The following is a 17,535-nucleotide window of genomic DNA, read 5'->3' on the forward strand; positions in this document are numbered from 1 at the left end:
CCCGTTCCCATTCCGCACACGGAAGTTAAGCCTCTCAGCGCCGATGGTACTGCCAGGGAAGCTTGGTGGGAGAGTAGGTCGCCGCCGATTCACTTTTTGTTGTAAAACCCTTCCCCTTAAAAGGAAGGGTTTTTTTTTGCCAGAATTCCGCTGTTCCTCCTTTGTTTTCCGCGTTTCCCGTCCATTTCCCGGCATGATTTCAAATTTTTCAAAAAATCTGATACGCTGTATGTGTTGGAGAGGGAGGGTGAAGAATATTCTCCAGCTCAATGAGAGTATTCTTTAATTCCCCGCTCTTCCCTGTGTAGCCTTTGCGGCTACTTGCTTGATATTCCAATGAATTTTTTTTGGGCATGTTCCTTGCTTTACCCATGCTTAGCGTCTCAGGGCGACGGCTTGGCAGCGTCAGGTCTTTCCCTGATTTTTTTACACAATGTATCCGGGGTGGGATACGCAAGACGAGGAGAAGCAAGATGAAAAAAATAGCGCTGTTTACCCTCATTCTTTTGCTGTGTGGTGGGCTTGTTTGGGCCAAGGAGTATGAAATCCAGAAAAAGGCGGGGGACCTGAGTGTTGTGATGAAAATGCAGAGAAATCCCGCGGTGATGGGCGAGAACGGGATCACCGTAACCGTGAAGGATCCAACGGGTAAGGAGATCACCGATGCAGGGGTGAAGGTGGAGTATTCCATGCCCGCCATGCCGGGAATGCCGCCGATGAATTACGGATCGGTTCTTGCCGTGCAGAAGAATACCTATCAGGGAAAATTGAATTTTTCCATGGCCGGTCCCTGGAATATCGTGGTGAAAATCCTGCGCTCCGGCAAGACCGTGTCCACCAAGTTCAGCCTGGATGTGCAGTAGCCTCCGGGCGAAGGAGGAAAGCGCATGGGAGCTGATTCCAGGGTGAGGGAAAAGGTTTTCGCCCTGTTTGCCGCAGGGTTTTTGCTGTTTTTCCAGCCGGTTGCGGTTCGGGCCGGGGAGTTGCAGTTGCAGGGCCTCATTGACGAGGCCCTGCAAGCCAGCCCCGGGATCCAGGCGGCCCGCGCAAAAGCGGCGGCTTCCGGCTTTCGGGTCCCCCAGTCGATGAGCCTGCCGGACCCCATGCTCATGGTCGGCTACCAGAATGAAGGCACCAGCCGGTTCACCTTCAATGAATCGGCCGATTCCCAGTACCTTTTCTCCGCCTCCCAGCTCTTCTTTTTTCCGGGCAAACGTGGTTTGAAGGGCGAGGCTGCGACCAGGGAGGCGGAAAGCCTTTCCGCCTCGGCCAAGGCGGTGCGGTTGCGGACCATAGCCACGATCAAGGAACTCTACTATGATCTGTTCCTTGCCCATCAGAGCCTGGATCTGATCAGGGAGAAAACCGTTCTCTTCGGCAGGATCGAGGATGCCGCCCTGGCCCGGTATGCCGCTGGGGGCGGCATGCAGCAGGATGTCCTCCTGGCGCAGACCGAGAAGTACATGCTGCTGGAACGGGAAACGATGCTGCGGCAGAGGATCCAAACCCTGGAAGCGTTGCTGAACGCCACGGTGGGGAGGGACCAGGCCGCGCCTCTGGACAGACCTGCCCCGCCCTCCTTTGCCCCATATCCCCAAGCCCTGCCCGAACTGATTGCCGCGGCCTACGAGAATTCTCCGGAGGTCAAGGCCCGGGAAAAGATGGTGGCCTCCTCCAGCGCCAAGGTGCGGGCGGCGGAAAGGGAGTTTTATCCGGACATTACCGTTACCGGCAATTATGGCCTGAAAGGTCCGGCCTACGATGACATGGATATGTGGAGTCTGACCACCGCGATCAACGTTCCCCTCTATTACACCAGCAAACAGCGACCAGCGGTGCAGGAAGCCGAGGCCTCCTTGAGTGAGGCGAAAAATGAGCTGCAAACCGTGCGATTGCGGCTTTCTTCCGCCATCCGGGAGAACCATGCCATGCTGCAAACCACGGAGCGCTTGATGGAACTCTACCGTCAAGGCCTCACCCCGAAGATCCATCAGGACTTCCAGTCGGCCCTGGCCTCGTACGCCACGGGCAAGACCGATGCCTTGAGCGTGATCTCCCGGCTGAAAACCATTACCGAGATCGAGACCTCCTATTGGGGGCAACTGGTGGAGAGGGAGAAGGCCCTGGCCAGGCTGGAGGCCTTACTGGGGACGAGCGATTCCCGCATGGAGGAAAAACGGCAATGAACACGAAGAACAGCATGCTCATGGTGGTCCTTTTTCTTTTCATCGCGGGCGTCCTTTTTCTCGGGCTTACCAACAGGGGCGGCGGGGTGTTTCGTGAAAAGGGTCAGGAGCCCGCGGCACAGGCGGCTCCGCCGGAGGCCCCTGTCCTGTCCCAGGCAGCAGAGCCGGACTCCGAGGGAATGCAAAGCGCTGCGGCTTTTCCGGAAGAACCTTCGACCATCGAGATCCCCGAAGAGGGGCAGCGGCTCATCGGGGTAAAAACCACCGCGGCTGCGGTGAAATCCCTGGACAGGACCATCCGGACCGTGGGCCGCGTCGAGTATGACGAACGAAGGATCGCCACGGTCAACACCAAGATCGCGGGCTGGATCGAGCACCTCCGGGTCAACTACACGGGCAGATATGTGAAAAAAGGCGAAGTGCTTGCCGAAATTTACAGTCCGGAGCTGGTTGCCGGCCAGCAGGAATATCTCAACATCCTCAAGTGGTCGCGCTCGGGTGCAGAGCCTGCCGAAGCAGGGGACTCCTCCGACTTGAGCCGGATGCTGGCGCAGGATGCCGAAGCCATGCGGAAGGCCGCCCTCCAGCGGTTGCGATTTTTTGACCTCACCGCGGCGCAGATCCGCACGATTGAGGAGACCGGGGTTCCCTTGCGGACCCTGGCCGTATTCAGCCCGGTGAGCGGATATGTGGTGCAGAAATCCGTGGTGCAGGGGATGAAGGTGCAGCCCGGCGAGAAGCTTTTTGACCTGGTGGATACAGCCACGGTCTGGCTGGTGGCCGATATCTACGAGCACGAACTTGCCCAGATCAAAACCGGGCAACAGGCGGAGATCACCGTGGCCTCCTTGCCGGGCAGGACGTTTGCCGCCGCCATCGAGTATGTGTCGCCGATTCTTGCCGGGGAAACCAGAACGGCAAAGGTTCGTTTCACCTTGCACAACCAGGACGGAGCGCTGAAGCCCCAGATGTTCGCCAATGTGGCCCTGAAGATAGATCTGGGCACCAGGCTCGTGGTGCCGGACGGGGCAGTGATCAACACCGGGGTCCGGCAGCTCGTTTATGTGGACAAGGGCGAGGGCTACTTTGAGCCGCGCGAGGTCAGCGTCGGCGTTAAGGCCGAGGGGATGTCGGAGATCCTGAGCGGGTTGCAGGCCGGGGAAAAAGTGGCTTCGGCCGCCACCTTCCTCATTGATTCCGAAGCGCGTCTCAAGGGGGTGGTGAAGGAATGATCGCCCGCGTCATCGATTTCAGCGCCCGCAACCGGTTTCTTGTTTTCCTGCTGGTGTTCGCCCTTGTGTCCTGGGGGATCTGGGCAATCCGCAACACGCCGCTGGATGCGATTCCGGATCTGAGCGACACCCAGGTCATCATCTTCACCGAATGGGAAGGGCGCAGCCCGGACCTCATCGAGGACCAGATCACCTATCCGATCACCTCGACCCTCCTTGCCGCGCCCAAGGTGCAGGTGGTGCGGGGCTTCTCTTTTTTGGGCGCCTCTTTTGTCTATGCCATTTTTCAGGAAGGAACCGACATCTACTGGGCCAGAAGCCGGGTGTTGGAATACCTCCAGGCGGTGAAGGACAAGCTTCCCGCCGGGGTGAACCCCGTTCTGGGCCCGGACGCCACCAGCGTGGGCTGGGGCTTTTCCTATGCCCTGGTGGACGAGACCGGCCAGCAGAACCTCGCCGAACTCCGTTCGCTCCAGGACTGGAACATCAAGCTGGCCCTGGAAAGCGTGCCGGGGGTCTCCCAGGTGGCGAGCATCGGCGGCTTTGTCCGCCAGTATCAGGTGAGCATCGATCCCAACCGGCTCCAGGCCTACAACCTGCCCATCACCGCGGTCATGGAGGCGATCCGCCAGAGCAACAAGGATGTGGAGGGAAGGGTGCTGGAGTTTTCCGGGGTCGAGTATATGGTGCGCGGCCGCGGATATCTCAAGGGGCTCGCTGATCTGGAAAACATCGCGGTGGGCGGCAACGGCGTGGGCACCCCGGTATTGCTCAAGGATGTCGCCGCCATCCAGCTCGGCCCGGAGATCAGGCGCGGCCTTGCCGAACTGGACGGGCGAGGTGAGGTGGCCGGCGGCATCGTGGTGGTCCGGTTCGGCGAGAATGTCCTCACGGTTCTTGACCGGGTCAAGGAAAAGATCCGCGAGAGCATCGAACCCAGCCTGCCCGAAGGGGTGAAGATCGTCACCACCTATGACCGCTCGGATCTTATCCACCGGGCCATCGATACCCTGACCGAAGAGCTGCTCAAGATCTCCCTGGCGGTGAGTGTGGTCTGCCTGGTCTTCCTCTTCCATTTGCCCAGCGCCCTGGTGGTTATCTTCACCCTGCCCGTGGCGATCATCGTTTCCTTCATCTGCATGTACTATCTGGGGGTCACGGCCAACATCATGAGCCTGAGCGGCATCGCCATCGCCATCGGGGCCATGGTGGACGCCTCGATCATCATGGTGGAGAACGCCCATAAAAAACTGGAGGAGTGGGAGCACGGTGGCCGCCAGGGCAGCCGGGCCGAGGTGATCATCGAGGCGGCCAAGGAGGTGGGGCCGTCCCTGTTCTTCTCCCTGCTGGTGATCACCGTGGCCTTTTTGCCGGTTTTCACCCTGCAGGCGCAGGCCGGGCGGCTGTTCAAGCCCCTGGCCTATACCAAGACCTTTGCCATGCTCTTCTCGGCCTTTCTCGCCATCACCCTGACCCCGGTTTTGATGACCCTGTTCATCCGGGGCAAGATCATGTCCGAGGAGAAAAATCCGGTCAGCCTCTTTCTCCATCGGCTGTACGAGCCCATCGTCCGCTTTGTCCTCCGCTTCAAGCGGTCGGTCATCGTTGGGGCGCTCATCGTCATGGTGGTGAGCGTCTATCCTTTCCTCAAGCTCGGCTCCGAATTCATGCCGCCGCTGTATGAGGGCGCGCTCTTCTATATGCCGGTAACCTCGCCGGGCGCGTCCATCTCGGAGGTATCGAAGCTTTTGCAGCTCCAGGACAAGATCCTCAAGGAGATTCCCGAGGTGGCCCAGGTCTTCGGCAAGGCCGGCAGGGCGGAAACCGCTACGGACCCGGCGCCCCTTGAGATGTTTGAAACCGTGATAAACCTCAAGCCCGAATCGCAATGGCGGCCTGGCGTGACGGTGGAAAGTCTGAAAAACGAGATGAACGACGCCCTTTCCATTCCCGGGGTGGCCAACTCCTTTACCATGCCGATCAAGGCCCGGATCGACATGCTCGCCACCGGCATCCGAACCCCGGTGGGGATCAAGGTCATGGGGCCGCGTCTTGAAGAGCTGGAGCGGCTGGGCACCGACATCGAGGCGCGGCTGGCTGGAATCTCGGGTCTCCGCAGCGTCTACGCCGAGCGGGTGACCACCGGCTATTTTCTCGATTTCACTATCAACCGGGAGGAGGTGGCCCGCTACGGCTTGTCCGTGGATGCGGTGCAGGAGGTTGTCCAGTCGGCCATCGGCGGGATGAACCTCACCGTGACCGTGGAGGGCAGGGAGCGCTATCCGGTGAATGTTCGCTATGCCCGGGAGTTGCGGGGCGACGTGGAACAGTTGAAAAGGGTGCTGGTCCCGGTACCCGCCTCCATGGCCGCGCCGACTCCGGGCAACATGTCTTCGGGCCAGCCGGCTTCCCCCCCCACCGGCGAGCTTCTCCAGGTTCCCCTGGGCGCACTGGCAGACATCCAGATCGTCAAGGGTCCGCCCATGATCAAGAGCGAGGCCGGTCTCCTGGCCTCGTATGTGTACATCGATTTTTCCGGCCGGGACGTGGGCGGTTTCGTGGATGAAGCAAAAAAACGGGTCGCCTCGTTGGAGATCCCCCAGGGATATCGCTTGGAGTGGAGCGGGGAATACGAGCATCTGGTCAAGACCCACCACAGGCTGAAGCTCGTTATTCCGCTCACCCTGCTGGTCATCATCGTGCTCATCTTTTTCAACACCAAGTCCTGGGTGAGGACGGCGATTGTCCTTTTGGCCGTGCCCTTTTCCCTGGTCGGCTCCTTCTGGCTTTTATACATTTTGGGCTACAACATGAGCATCGCGGTCTGGGTGGGGATCATCGCCTTGGCCGGGATCGACGCGGAGACCGGGGTGGTCATGCTCCTCTATCTCGACCTTGCCTGCGACAAATGGAAAAAGGCGGGGAAAATGCGGAACATCGATGATCTGCAAGAGGCGATCATGTACGGGGCGGTGAAAAGGATTCGTCCCAAGCTCATGCTGGTGGGAACCACGCTGCTCGGGCTGGTGCCCATCATGTTCAGCACCGGCACCGGCGCCGATGTGATGAAACGGATCGCCGCGCCCATGGTGGGAGGAATCGGCACCTCAACCATCCTCGAACTGCTCATCTATCCGGCGATCTATATGCTCTGGAAGCAGAGGGATTTCAAAAAGGCTTCGGCCGAAATCCGGTAAATGAGGCCTTCGCTCCTTCCGCGCCGAAGGACTTCCCGGCCCAGCCGCCGCTTTTTTTCATGGAAAACTTAGCGGTTCTGCTTTACGCTAGCCCGGAGACGTTTTTCCCTTTTTTCATCTTTTCGGCACGGCAGGTTCATGGCAGGCTCCCTGATTCCCCAAGCGGTTCTTGATACAAGCACGCTCCTTGAAAGCAGGCCGGAAGGCATGGCCCTGGTCGATACCGAGGCGCGGTTTGTCTATGTGAACCCCGCCTATGTCCGGTTGCTGAAAGAGGTCTTCAACCTGACCGTGGGTCCCGGCTCGCGCCACCAGTATGTGTTGCCCAACAGCCAGCGGGCCTGGGCCAGCGACCTGTATCAGCGGGCGCTTTCTGGCAAGAAATTCACCGTGGATTTCAGCCGGACCTGCCCGGAGGGCGGGGTCTGCACCTTTGAGCGCTCCTTTAGTCCGGTGTATCACAATGGCAGGCTGGCCGGGTTTTCCGAGGTGATCCGGGATGTGACCGTGGAGCGGAGAAGGGAGGCTGACTTGCGCCGGGCCTATGACACCCTGGAGAAGCAGATTGCCTCGCGCACCAGCAGCTATCAGGAATACAACGCCATCCTGGCCCAGGAGATCATCGAACGGCAGCAGGCCGAGGAGGATCTGCTCGAAAGCGGGGAGCGGTTGTCGCAGATCCTGCAGGCCAGTTCCATCCCCACCTTTGTTATTGATGAAAATCATACCATCACCCACTGGAATAAGGCCTGCGCCGTGATGACCGGGCTGGCTGCCGCGGATATGGTTGGCACCCAGAACCAGTGGAAGGCCTTTTACCTGTATCAGCGGCCCATTCTCGCCGATCTGGTGCTGGATGCCGTCAGCGAGGCGCATATCGCCAAGTTTTACACCGGCAAGTACCGGCCTTCCTCTCTGGTCAAGGGCGCCTACGAGGTGGAGGATTTTTTCGATTTCGGCCATGAGAGCAAGTGGCTGTTTTTCACCGCCGCGCCGATCAAGAATCTGGCCGGGGAGACCATCGGCGCCATCGAGACCCTGCAGGACGTGACGGACCGCAAGCGGATGGAGGCGGAAGTCCGGCGGATGAATGACGCCCTGGAGGCGCGGGTCGAGGAACGGACCAACCAACTGAGCCGCACCTACGAACAGTTGCTCCATGCCGAGAAATTCAGCGCGGTGGGCAAGCTGGCCGCTTCCATTGCCCATGAATTCGGCAATCCGATCATCGGCATCCGCAATTTTCTGCTGGGGCTGCGCTCGGTGCCCCTTGAGAAGGGTGACGCAGAGATGCTGGATCTGGCCATTGGCGAATGCGCGCGGGTCAAGGATTTGATCAGCACCCTGCAGGACTTCAACCGGCCCACCACCGGCAAGGTCGCCTCGGTTGACCTGCACCGGATCATCGAGGAGCTGCTGCTGCTCGGCAAAAAGAAGCTCAGCGACAGGCACATTACGGTGCAACGGCGTTTTGCCCGGGATCTCCCCACAATTCAGGCGGTGCCGGACCAGATCAAGCAGGTGCTGCTCAACGTGATCGGCAACGCCGAAGAGGCCATCCCCCAAACCGGGGGGACCATCACCATCACCACCGAGGTGAGCGGCGAGAATGTCCGGGTTCTCATCCAGGATACGGGCAAGGGCATCCGGCAGAAGGACATGGCCTTGATCTTTGAGCCGTTTTTCTCAACCAAGCCGGCGGTGGAAGGCACTGGCTTGGGGCTGTCCGTGAGCTACGGCATTGTCAAGCGGCATGGCGGCGATATCACGGCCAAGAGCGCCCGCGGCAAAGGGGCGCTCTTTGTCATCACCCTGCCCATCGATGGGGTTCCCGGGGAAGGGGTTTCGCTGCCCATCTTTAAGTGAGGTTCTTGAGGAAAACCCAGGTCACCCTTGTGGTCAAGGGGTGATTTTTTATTCCCCCCTTTAGCAAAGGGGGGCGAGGGGGGATTTTACGAACTGGCTCGTTGACTCAGGCGTTTTTAAATCCCCCTCAATCCCCCTTTGTCACAGGGGGGGCAAAAAGAGTGTCGCCTCGGTCCCTTATTTGCTCCCGCAGCCCCCGTCGCAGCCGCAGCCGCTGTCCGACCCACCCGCACCTTTCGTAAACCAGCCCTGAATCATCCTATACATCGGCTTGATTGACAGCGCCAGAATCAGCAGGGCCGCAGCCAATTGGACCGGATAGGGCAGAAGCTCGCCCGCCTGACCGACCATGGCCTTGGCGGAGATGCCCAGGGTTGCGTAGATCGCATCAAGGGCCAAGCCGAAGAGCACGGCGGTTATTGCGATGCAAGCCAGATATACCCCGGTGGCGCGGCGTCCCAGCAGGCCCACCAGCACCGAGATGGTGGCCATGTTGGTGGCCGGACCCACCAGCATGAAGACCAGGGCGGCGCCGGGGCTGACACCCTTGAGGATCATGGCGGCGGCAATGGGGGTGGAGGCGGTGGCGCAGATATACAGAGGGATGCCGAAGGCGAGCATCAGGAGCATGGCCGCAAGCCCGCCGCCAAGATAGGCGGTGATCAAGTCGTCCGGCACCAGGGCGGAGATCAGCCCGGCCAGCAGCAAGCCGATGAAAAACCAGCCGGCCAGATCCCCCCAGAGTTCGCCAAAGGCATAGCGCATTCCGGCCCGGATTTTTTCAAGCAGGGTGTGGTGATTGGCATGTTCCGCGGGCGGGCAGTCCACCCCGCTGCAACAGCCGTCCACCGCGCAGGAAAGATCGGCGGCCATGGCCAACTGGGGTCTGGGCGGGTTGAAGGTGTTTTCAATGGACCCGGCAATGAGGGCGGAGACAAAGGCGGCCACGGGGCGGGCTGCGGTCATGATCGGATCGAGCAGGGCATAGCTGACGCTGATGGAGTCGATACCCGACTCCGGAGTGGAGATGAGAAAGGCGGTGGTGGCGCCGTTGTTGGCCCCCTGTTTTTTCAGGGTTGCCGCCGCGGGCAGCACCCCGCAGGAGCACAGGGGCAGGGGAACCCCGAACAGGGCCGCCTTGAACACCGAGCTGTAGCGGCCTTGCCCCAGGTGGCGGGCCACATAGGCGGGGGAGAGAAAGACTTTGAGCAGGCCGCCGACCAGGATGCCGAACAGGATGTAAGGGGCGGCGTCCAGGAGGAGCTCCCAAGATTCGGCGAGAATTTCGTACAGAAGATGCATGGTTTTTTACTCCCTGATGTGATCCAGCGCCACAAGGACAAGCTGGCTGACATGTGCGTCGGTGAGCCGGTAATAAAGCACCGGCCCTTCGCGCCGGTTGGCCACCAGGGCCATCTGCCGAAGCAGGCGCAACTGGTGGCTTACCGCTGATTCGCTTACCCCGAGAAAGGCGGCCAGGTCGCAGACGCACATCTCCTCCTGGTGCAAAGCCAAAAGAATCCTCAGCCTGGTCGGGTCGGCACAGGCCTTGAAGAATTGCGCGAGCTTGTCGATCTCGGCCGGAGGCAGGGCGCTTTTTCGGGCTTTTTCCACCTGCTGTTCGTGGACAATCCGGCATTGGCAGCGGTCAATGGGCATGGGGGTTCCTCTTTGCATATGAACAGTTGTTCAGATGATAAAATGATTGGGGGCTGCTGTCAAGCACGGAAACGAAGCGCGTTTTTTTTGGCAAACCGGAGGCGAAAATATGATTGGCTGTAGGCGAAAAGCCGGTTGGCGATCAGCGCAATTCCTGTTACCATGCCGGTTCAGGGAAAAAATCTATACAAAAAATACGGAGTAGAGATGAAACGTTTTAGATATCAGATGAAAGACGACAAAGAACTGTGGGTCTGCGAGAATTGCAAAAAAGCGCATGCAGAGCTTATTTTGCTGAAATCCTGGAAACTCATCGACAAGAAAGACGACGAGTCCGCCTGCGAACACTGTTCCACTTCCTTTTTTGTTCCCGAACCGCCCGCCGACCTGTGCGCGCATCCGTGAGGTGACAAAAAGCAGTTGCTCACATCCTCGGTTTTTTCGGGTTTCCCCGTTGCCTTGAAAAGGCAGGCAGCGCAGGGGGCGGGTGACTCAAGGCAGTGGTGCGTTCGGGGAGCTGTTTTCCAGCGGCTCTCGATCAGCCGGAAAAAAGCACGGCGGTCAACGGCTGCCCTCCCATGGGGTAAGGGGGCGTTAATTGGTCGTCTTTTTTCGTGAAAGCGGATACAATTTTGCGCCAGTAACACAGCAAGGAGCGGCACATGCACGATATGATCAACTGGCTCGTGGAGAGCATCGGGGCCATGGGGTATCCGGGGATTTTTATTTTGATGGCCATGGAGAGTTCGGTGATTCCGGTGCCCAGCGAACTGGTCATGCCTCCGGCCGGGTATCTTGTGCAGGCAGGGAAAATGGACATGCTGACCGTTATTCTCTGCGGCACCTTCGGCAGCCTTTTCGGCGCCTATCTCAATTACTTCGCCTCCCATTATCTGGGCAGGCCGCTTCTTTTAAAGTATGGCAAGTATGTCTGGATCACCGAGGAGAAGTTTGCCAAGGTCGAGTGTTTCTTCCTCAGGCACGGCGAGATCTCGACCTTCATCGGCCGCCTCCTGCCGGTGGTCCGCCACCTCATTTCGCTTCCAGCCGGACTGGCCGGGATGAACCACCTGAAGTTCTCCCTCTACACCCTGCTCGGCGCGGGAATCTGGGTGACGGTCCTCACCTGGATCGGCTATTTCATCGGCAGCAATCAGGAGCTGATCATGAAATATTCGCAGCAGGCCATTATCGGGGTGCTGATCCTTTCCGCCCTGCTCATCTTCGTCTACGTCAAGTTGCAGCCCAAAAAGTGTGAAAAGCGGAGTTGAAAAAAAACGTGGGCAGCCCAAAGGGTGCCCACGTTTTTCGGTCAATCCTGCAGGTACCGTTCGCGGTGAGCCCGTCGAACCGAGGTTCATGTGCCACTGCTGGCCTTCGACAGGCTCAGGCCGAACGGTACCTGGCGAAACAGTCTACTAGCGCCCCTTGACGAACATCCCAGCATAGGGCCAGTCCGCAATTCCCCCTTCCAAAATCTGCAGCCGATTCTCAGGCACCCCCTTGCTCTGCAAATATTCGTAGCTGTTCTTTGCCCCGCTCTTGCCTCGGGGGCAGAGCACGATTACCTGCGCTTTGCTACCATTGATGGCAGGCAGCGCCTTGTTCAGGCGACCCTTTTCCTCATCGCTTTTAGCGGGGAAGGCGTTGGTTTCGATGGAGCCGGGCAGATGCTGCTTTGCAAAGTCGGCGGCGGGCTGGATATCCACCAGAATTACCTCCTGTTTTGCATCCAGCATCTTCTTGAGATTTGCCGGGGCGATGTAGTTGGTTGCCAGGGCGGGAGCGGCAGCCAGCAGGGTAAAGGCCAGGGACAGTGCGATTCGTTTGAGCATGGGTATTCCTCCGTGTTGGTTATGAGTGTGGTGCAATGTGAGGATATGTTTGTACCAGCAGGGAGGAGGGGTTGGCCAATAGGTAATAACGAAACAACTATTTGTTATTTATCGGAAAAAGGAATGATTCAAACAGGCGCGGCGGTTTTCGTTGCAGGGTGCTGCGGATAGATCTCCATATTTTTTTGGGTTGTGGTTGGGGGGCAGGTTTGCTAGGGTAGTTCAGTGATGGGAAGCGATCTGAGAGATTGAAGGGAGAGGCTCTGCTCTGACTCTACGATTGACCGCTGGAGGCGAAAAATTGGGGAGTGACCCGATTTTTACATTCCGGAATTGGAGTTAGGATGACCACGGTTTTGCTGGCGAGATATAGTTCCGTGTTGTATCTATAAAATGAGTAAAGTTCTGCTGGCCAGTAGATTTCAAATATCAAATGTTAGACCAACCTTCTCGTTCTCGAATTAGTTGGCCTGTCGCTGGCCCAACTAATTTTTATTTTGATCGCAAAAAATAGCGTCTTCAAGTTGAACTACTGCATATTCACTGCGCAACCAGTCTTCATTACTGAAAGATATTTCGCCGATGCCATCACAATACTTAACGAGTAAAGGTGTATGTTCTGTCTGTGGGGTTCCCCTCATTGATGCTGTGCGGTACTGCCCTACATGTAGTAGTGATGTCGGTGCCCCAAATGTTAGAGCCTGTTTGACCGACGAGAACTTGAAGGCCTTAAACGAAAAGTTTGACAAAGCAAGATCACATGCTACTTCGAACGGATGTTTGAAGGAGTTCGACACGTTAGATGAAATGCTGCGAAATGAATCCGGTGTTGTTATTTCTATCCCAGCAAGAATAGCTAGAAACTTATTCGAAGACCCCAAATCTTTATATGCTAATTACGAAAAATTGGTTGGTGCTCAAATGCGAGTGCCTGCCTCTGCGGAAGACGATAGACATCGTTTTGCAATAGGTGGCATGTTGTTTGGCAGCTATGCAAATTCAATTATTTATGGGGCATTATCCTTGACTGAGCATGGCCTTTCAACCTATGGAGAGGTCCACTGTAGACTTAAGTCTGTTGCTATTGAAAGACGGACGTCATTTCTTGAAAAGAATAGCTATAAATTTATCCGAGATCATGGCCTGGTTGCTGGCGATAAACTACCAGAAGGTTTCTCCGCATGCTGGGGTGATCGCCAAAAACTGGTGCTTGCGAAACTAGCTAGTGCTCTTTCCGCTGGACAAGGGCCATCAGACTGGCAGGCAATTATATGTCAGTCTGATGGCGCAAACCGAGAAGACGATGAGTTTGTCGAAGCGCACATCTACGAAGGCTTTAACTGGAATGCCATCGAATCTATGGTGGAAACTGTTGGTAGAAAAATGACAAGGTCCGAACGCTTGGATTTCGATCTTGCCAACGATGCATTTGGGAAGCTTCAAGGAAAATTGAAATGATTGGGATGATTTCGCCTAGCGCAGGGGCTCTTCTCGTTCCCGGTATTGGAACCAAAGAGAGTCTTATTCTTAACCTGATCGATGAGACGGAGCAAGATTTGAACAAAGCGCGGTTTATGTATTCCGCTGCACAGGATTGGAAGGAAATCGAAGGGCCGAATTCAGAGGCTCTTTTGAAAAGCGCGACTGAAGAGTATTGGGTAGCGAGAGTTGTTTCGTTTGTTCGTGTGGTGCTCAATGGGCTTGATAAGGTGCTGGCAGAAAGAGTGTTTCAAGAAGTTGAAGAGATTCTTCTCGTCCGGACATATATAACTGACAAGGTGCTTTCTCGCCTCCTTGTCGCTCCTCTAAAGGATAATTGTGAAATTTCTTCATTTGCTACCCTAGCTCTCTCAAATGGTTTTTCAACAACTGCGATTCTTCTTGATGAGTTGAGAGAGCTTCAGCCATTACTTCGTAGATTTGCAAATATATGGTTGGAGTTGCCCGACTCAGCATTCCTTTGCTTCTCGGAACCAAAGGAGGCGGTATGGATTGCCGTAGTGGAAAAAGGTGGAATTGGAAAGCTGCTTAAAGCTATCAATAAGAGAGACCTTACTAATCAGTGGAACCTCTTGGCGTTTCATTTTACGTCTCCTCAGTCTCGGCTCGGAATAAATGCATTAGCACAAGAGTTCTCTCAAAGATTTTTCCCCCAAGAGTCTATAAAAAAGCAAAAAACAAAAAATATTTACAAAATAGAATGGCCGGAAAGTAATTCCACACAAAAACATATCTCCAATCCTTTCGAAAATTTTGATAGTTATACGAGAGTCAAGAAGCAAATTGCATCAATTACGAAAGCTATTTCTCAAGGGAACGATTTTATTGCAAAGAAGTTTCTTGGAGAGCTTGTTGATCAACAAATCGCATCGTCTAAAAATAAGGAATATGTTGTAAAATCACTTTGCAATATTGCCAAGCAATGTTCTGAAATGTTCAGGTTAGATTTCGAGGTGTTATGCTTAGATAAAGCAGTCGCAATAGACTCTTCCGATGCATGGTCACTCATTCAGTACGGTGATTATTTGAAAAGAACAGGAAACTACGACATAGCCTTGGAATATTTAAGTAAGGCAGAGCTGTATTGCTGTAACGAAATTTCAAAGTCATCCGAAGCCGACGTTTATTCACAACAAGGAAAATATGTAAAAGCAATTAGTACTTACAAGTCCATACCTGATTGGAATAATAAACCTGAGGTGCTTAACGGTATTGCAGACAACTTACGACGCATGGGCAGACTAGATGAAGCAGAAGCTTCTTATAACGCACTAATAGAACAGTCACAAGCCGGCTTATTAGGTCATGATTGGGATGATTCTCGTGCACAGGCAGGAATTGCGGAGATAGCGAAGAGGAAAGGTCTGCTTGACGTCGCAACGCATATCTATAATGACATATTGAGCCGACGCAATATAAACTATAAAGAAATTTTCTTTTATAAAAGAGGTTTGTGTAATGTGCTGAAAACCATGGAAAAATTTGATGATGCATATAAGCTTGCGGATGAAATCGTTCAGCAATATCCCTTTTCTTCAGAAGCTAGATTTGCACGGGGTGCAATTCTTGGTTTAATTGGTAGAGAAATAGAGGGGCTTCGTGACTTCCCCGAAAATGATTCTTCTCCATTTTGGCGAGGCTGGTTGCAACATTATTACCGAGGCCTATTGCTTCTGAAACTTGACAGGTACGATGAGGCGAAAAAAAATCTTGTAGATAAGTTCCCCTCTGCCATTGCTTCAGGTGAAGAAAAAACCATTTTAAGAATGGCAGCGGCTCTTTATTATCTGAAAAAAGATGATGTCGCTTCTGCCGATGGAAATTTGTCAGAGCTTTCCGAATTATATGATTACCATTCACAATATTTATCCATGGTTTTGAAGTTACACTGCGCTACTCAAAAAGAAGATTTTGCCCAAATTAAAGCCCTTAAAAAGTCTATTTTGGGACTAAAAATTGTAGATAAAAGTTTGCATAATGCCGTCTTGGCTCTTGACAGAAAAGACTATTCTTTAGCATTTTCCTGTGAAATTGATGCACTTTTGAGGTTGGCTGCTTAAGTCAATTTGTTAACGTGGGAAAACATAGGGATATTTTTCCTTTTTGTTAGATGCCCCATATTTGCGACATCCCTTGGCTCTCCTGAATAGGACGGAGTCCTTTATCGTACCCCACCTGTTTTTTTATTGCCGTAAATCCTCAAGCTGAAAAGCCAAAGGCGTAGCACTCTTGTCCAGTAGCTCGCGGCAGTATGAGCAGGCGCGGCAATTCCTATCGCAACCGGCAAGTATGGTCAGAAACTCCGCAGGCAATTTTTCATTGGCCACATGCAGCCGTTTGGCCAGCCATTCCATGGTATCCATCAAATCCAGCAGGTTGCCCGCGTAATATCCAGGGACATAATACCTATTCCTCTTAAGAACAAACCGTAATTAGTATTATGTCCCCGGAATAAAAAAGAATAATGCTCAGAGAACCTCCGCTTCTCTTCCCGATAGCCCCACCGCCCCGTCCCGCAGCTCAAACTTGTATCCCACCCCATACACAGAATGGATGAACTCTGAGTTGGCGCTGCTCAAGGCGATCTTTTTGCGCAGTTTTTTGATATGACTGTCGATGGTTCGGTCAGCCACGATCCGCTCGTCGGGATAGATGCTGTCCATCAACTGTTGGCGGGTGCAGACCTGCCCCGTCTTAGAGGAAAGGAATTTTAGCCCTGTAGGTTGGGTAGAGCTTTGCGAAACCCAACGATTTTGGTCGGCAAGCAGATCATGATGGTGTTTTGGTCAACACTCGTAACTGTTGGGTTTCGTTCCTCTACCCAACCTACCAAAGCTTCCCCTATTTTTTCATTGCCGCAGGTCCTCAAGCTGAAAAGGCAAGGGGGTAGCACTCTTGTCCAGAAGCTCACTGCAGTATGAGCAGGCGCGGCAGTTCTTGTCGCAACTGCTCAGCCTGGTCAAAAAATCCGCAGGCAATTCTTTATTGGCCACATGCAGCCGCTTGGCCAGCCATTCCATGGTATCCATCAAATCCAGCAGGTTGCCATCATATCGCCGGGCCGCATAACCCCGCACCACCCGTTGCAGAAAGGCGGGTCCCAGGGTTCTGCCACAGAGCTTGATCACCTCCACCATTCCCTCATAATGCTGCAGATTCTCGGGCCGGATAAAGGGCGACTTGAACAGCTTTGCCGGCTGCGCACCGAGTTCCCGGATGCAGCCCAGTTCCTGGTTGGTGGCATGTGTTTCGTTGGCGATACACCCTGTATTGGCAAAGGCGATTTGGGCGTCGTGGGCCAGCTTGAAGGGGCAGCGATCGAGGCAACCCTCGTTGGCCAGCAGGGTCAGCTTGATTTTTGGGTAGTGTCGGCGGCACTGCTTGGAGATATCCGCCAGTTCCGGCAGGTTGCGGTTCAGGGAACGGTCCAGATTGATTTTGGTCGGGGGCTTGAAACCGGTTTCGGCAATGGCTTCAAGGCAAGCCCGCACCTTGGCAAAGGAATCGAGCATGCAGTTGACTCCGGGCAATGCCTCAAGCTGGGAGCAGGTCTCGGGGCTGGTGTCGGAGAGCGCCTGCAGGAGGTAGAAATCGACAATGGTGATGCCGTGGAGCACGTCTGCCGCAAGCAGGGTGTCCAGCGCCCGGATGATGGTGTGCAGAGCCGTCTTGTCGGTATAGAGGCTGGGGTGGTGGAAGCGGCTGTTGAGGAGGCCGTATTTTTTGGGGCCGGGCAGCCGGGCGAGAGCCGTAGCCAGATCTCCAAACTCCGGAACGGTGCTGGAGCGATGGCGGCCGTCCGGAATGTTTTTCAGAAAAAGGCTGAAGTGGACGGAATACAGCGAAGGCTGGAATTCGGCAAGAAATTCCACATAATCCGGGTCTGGCAGGAATGGGACATCGAGCAGGAGCATAGAGGATTCCCGGCTGGCGCACTGTTCTGGCAATACGGAGGGTGAACGATTGTATTGTACACCATTGCCCGCGCAGGGGCCAGCAGAGGGTGATGCCCCGATTTTCTTGTTTTCCCGGCCGTCTACAATAGCCTGGATTTTTTACC

15 protein-coding genes and 1 rRNA gene are annotated in these 17,535 nt (G+C 55.1%); 10 read left to right on the forward strand and 6 right to left on the reverse strand.

Features of this window, described 5'->3' with window-relative positions; genetic code table 11:
• The 6 genes from rrf to MWR57_RS00620 all read left to right on the forward strand — a co-directional run.
• Positions 1-90 (forward strand): 5S ribosomal RNA (rrf, locus tag MWR57_RS00595); the annotation flags it as partial.
• A gap of 383 nt (positions 91-473) precedes the next feature.
• On the forward strand, positions 474-863 hold the full coding sequence (locus tag MWR57_RS00600; RefSeq protein WP_423122837.1) for a FixH family protein: 390 nt from the start codon (positions 474-476) through the stop codon (positions 861-863).
• 24 nt (positions 864-887) lie between these two features.
• A complete protein-coding gene (locus MWR57_RS00605; protein ID WP_423122838.1) occupies positions 888-2,186 on the forward strand; it encodes a TolC family protein in 1,299 nt (432 codons plus the stop codon).
• Positions 2,183-3,418 (forward strand): efflux RND transporter periplasmic adaptor subunit, encoded by a 1,236-nt coding sequence (locus tag MWR57_RS00610; protein WP_423122839.1) that lies wholly within the window; start codon positions 2,183-2,185, stop codon positions 3,416-3,418. Before MWR57_RS00605 ends, MWR57_RS00610 begins: the two co-directional genes overlap by 4 nt.
• Positions 3,415-6,615, forward strand: a complete 3,201-nt coding sequence (locus MWR57_RS00615; protein ID WP_423122840.1) for an efflux RND transporter permease subunit — start codon at positions 3,415-3,417, stop codon at positions 6,613-6,615. The genes MWR57_RS00610 and MWR57_RS00615 overlap by 4 nt, the downstream gene beginning before the upstream one ends.
• 138 nt (positions 6,616-6,753) lie before the next feature.
• On the forward strand, positions 6,754-8,481 hold the full coding sequence (locus MWR57_RS00620) for an ATP-binding protein (RefSeq protein WP_423122841.1): 1,728 nt from the start codon (positions 6,754-6,756) through the stop codon (positions 8,479-8,481).
• A gap of 177 nt (positions 8,482-8,658) precedes the next feature.
• Here the strand turns inward: MWR57_RS00620 and MWR57_RS00625 are convergent, their stop codons facing one another.
• Together MWR57_RS00625 and MWR57_RS00630 are read right to left on the reverse strand one after the other, a co-directional pair.
• Positions 8,659-9,783 (reverse strand): SO_0444 family Cu/Zn efflux transporter, encoded by a 1,125-nt coding sequence (locus tag MWR57_RS00625; protein WP_423122842.1) that lies wholly within the window; start codon positions 9,781-9,783, stop codon positions 8,659-8,661.
• A 6-nt stretch (positions 9,784-9,789) separates the two neighbouring features.
• Positions 9,790-10,140, reverse strand: coding sequence for an ArsR/SmtB family transcription factor (locus MWR57_RS00630; RefSeq protein WP_423122843.1), 351 nt, complete (start codon positions 10,138-10,140; stop codon positions 9,790-9,792).
• Between the two features lie 135 nt (positions 10,141-10,275).
• On the opposite strand from MWR57_RS00630, the gene MWR57_RS00635 reads away from it, so the two are divergent.
• Both MWR57_RS00635 and MWR57_RS00640 read left to right on the forward strand, forming a co-directional pair.
• Positions 10,276-10,545 carry a hypothetical protein gene (locus MWR57_RS00635; protein WP_423122844.1) on the forward strand — a complete coding sequence of 90 codons (270 nt, stop codon included), beginning with the start codon at positions 10,276-10,278 and terminating at the stop codon, positions 10,543-10,545.
• A gap of 257 nt (positions 10,546-10,802) precedes the next feature.
• A complete protein-coding gene (locus tag MWR57_RS00640) occupies positions 10,803-11,411 on the forward strand; it encodes a DedA family protein (protein WP_423122845.1) in 609 nt (202 codons plus the stop codon).
• A gap of 147 nt (positions 11,412-11,558) precedes the next feature.
• On the opposite strand, the gene MWR57_RS00645 is transcribed toward MWR57_RS00640, so the two are convergent.
• The gene (locus MWR57_RS00645) at positions 11,559-11,975 is read right to left on the reverse strand and encodes a rhodanese-like domain-containing protein (protein ID WP_423122846.1); all 417 of its coding nucleotides are present in this window, start codon (positions 11,973-11,975) and stop codon (positions 11,559-11,561) included.
• Positions 11,976-12,680: 705 nt separating this feature from the next.
• On the opposite strand from MWR57_RS00645, the gene MWR57_RS00650 reads away from it, so the two are divergent.
• Both MWR57_RS00650 and MWR57_RS00655 read left to right on the forward strand, forming a co-directional pair.
• Positions 12,681-13,433 carry a hypothetical protein gene (locus MWR57_RS00650; RefSeq protein WP_423122847.1) on the forward strand — a complete coding sequence of 251 codons (753 nt, stop codon included), beginning with the start codon at positions 12,681-12,683 and terminating at the stop codon, positions 13,431-13,433.
• Entirely contained in the window at positions 13,430-15,535 is a 2,106-nt protein-coding gene (locus tag MWR57_RS00655) for a tetratricopeptide repeat protein (protein ID WP_423122848.1), read from the forward strand. The genes MWR57_RS00650 and MWR57_RS00655 overlap by 4 nt, the downstream gene beginning before the upstream one ends.
• Positions 15,536-15,658: 123 nt before the next feature.
• Here MWR57_RS00655 and MWR57_RS00660 read toward each other — a convergent pair whose 3' ends face one another.
• The 3 genes from MWR57_RS00660 to MWR57_RS00670 all read right to left on the reverse strand — a co-directional run bounded on the left by MWR57_RS00660 (position 15,659) and on the right by MWR57_RS00670 (position 17,389).
• Entirely contained in the window at positions 15,659-15,838 is a 180-nt protein-coding gene (locus tag MWR57_RS00660; RefSeq protein WP_423122849.1) for a hypothetical protein, read from the reverse strand.
• Between the two features lie 105 nt (positions 15,839-15,943).
• On the reverse strand, positions 15,944-16,243 hold the full coding sequence (locus MWR57_RS00665; RefSeq protein WP_423122908.1) for a winged helix-turn-helix domain-containing protein: 300 nt from the start codon (positions 16,241-16,243) through the stop codon (positions 15,944-15,946).
• A gap of 81 nt (positions 16,244-16,324) precedes the next feature.
• Complete coding sequence (locus tag MWR57_RS00670; RefSeq protein WP_423122850.1) at positions 16,325-17,389, reverse strand: hypothetical protein; 1,065 nt, start codon at positions 17,387-17,389, stop codon at positions 16,325-16,327.
• Positions 17,390-17,535 lie beyond the last annotated feature (146 nt).

The sequence above is a fragment of the Hydrosulfovibrio ferrireducens genome, from assembly GCF_046883345.1.
In the GTDB taxonomy this organism is placed as follows: Bacteria; Desulfobacterota; Desulfobulbia; order Desulfobulbales; family Desulfurivibrionaceae; genus Thiovibrio; species Thiovibrio ferrireducens.

Excerpts from the sequence above, each read along its gene's own strand:
- MWR57_RS00670 (WP_423122850.1), bottom strand. The coding sequence starts at position 17,389 with ATGCTCCTGCTCGATGTCCCATTCCTGCCAGACCCGGATTATGTGGAA.
- MWR57_RS00660 (WP_423122849.1), bottom strand. The coding sequence starts at position 15,838 with ATGGATACCATGGAATGGCTGGCCAAACGGCTGCATGTGGCCAATGAA.
- MWR57_RS00605 (WP_423122838.1), top strand. The coding sequence starts at position 888 with ATGGGAGCTGATTCCAGGGTGAGGGAAAAGGTTTTCGCCCTGTTTGCC.
- MWR57_RS00615 (WP_423122840.1), top strand. The coding sequence starts at position 3,415 with ATGATCGCCCGCGTCATCGATTTCAGCGCCCGCAACCGGTTTCTTGTT.
- MWR57_RS00625 (WP_423122842.1), bottom strand. The coding sequence starts at position 9,783 with ATGCATCTTCTGTACGAAATTCTCGCCGAATCTTGGGAGCTCCTCCTG.
- MWR57_RS00655 (WP_423122848.1), top strand. The coding sequence starts at position 13,430 with ATGATTGGGATGATTTCGCCTAGCGCAGGGGCTCTTCTCGTTCCCGGT.
- MWR57_RS00640 (WP_423122845.1), top strand. The coding sequence starts at position 10,803 with ATGCACGATATGATCAACTGGCTCGTGGAGAGCATCGGGGCCATGGGG.
- MWR57_RS00610 (WP_423122839.1), top strand. The coding sequence starts at position 2,183 with ATGAACACGAAGAACAGCATGCTCATGGTGGTCCTTTTTCTTTTCATC.
- MWR57_RS00620 (WP_423122841.1), top strand. The coding sequence starts at position 6,754 with ATGGCAGGCTCCCTGATTCCCCAAGCGGTTCTTGATACAAGCACGCTC.
- MWR57_RS00600 (WP_423122837.1), top strand. The coding sequence starts at position 474 with ATGAAAAAAATAGCGCTGTTTACCCTCATTCTTTTGCTGTGTGGTGGG.
- MWR57_RS00630 (WP_423122843.1), bottom strand. The coding sequence starts at position 10,140 with ATGCCCATTGACCGCTGCCAATGCCGGATTGTCCACGAACAGCAGGTG.
- MWR57_RS00645 (WP_423122846.1), bottom strand. The coding sequence starts at position 11,975 with ATGCTCAAACGAATCGCACTGTCCCTGGCCTTTACCCTGCTGGCTGCC.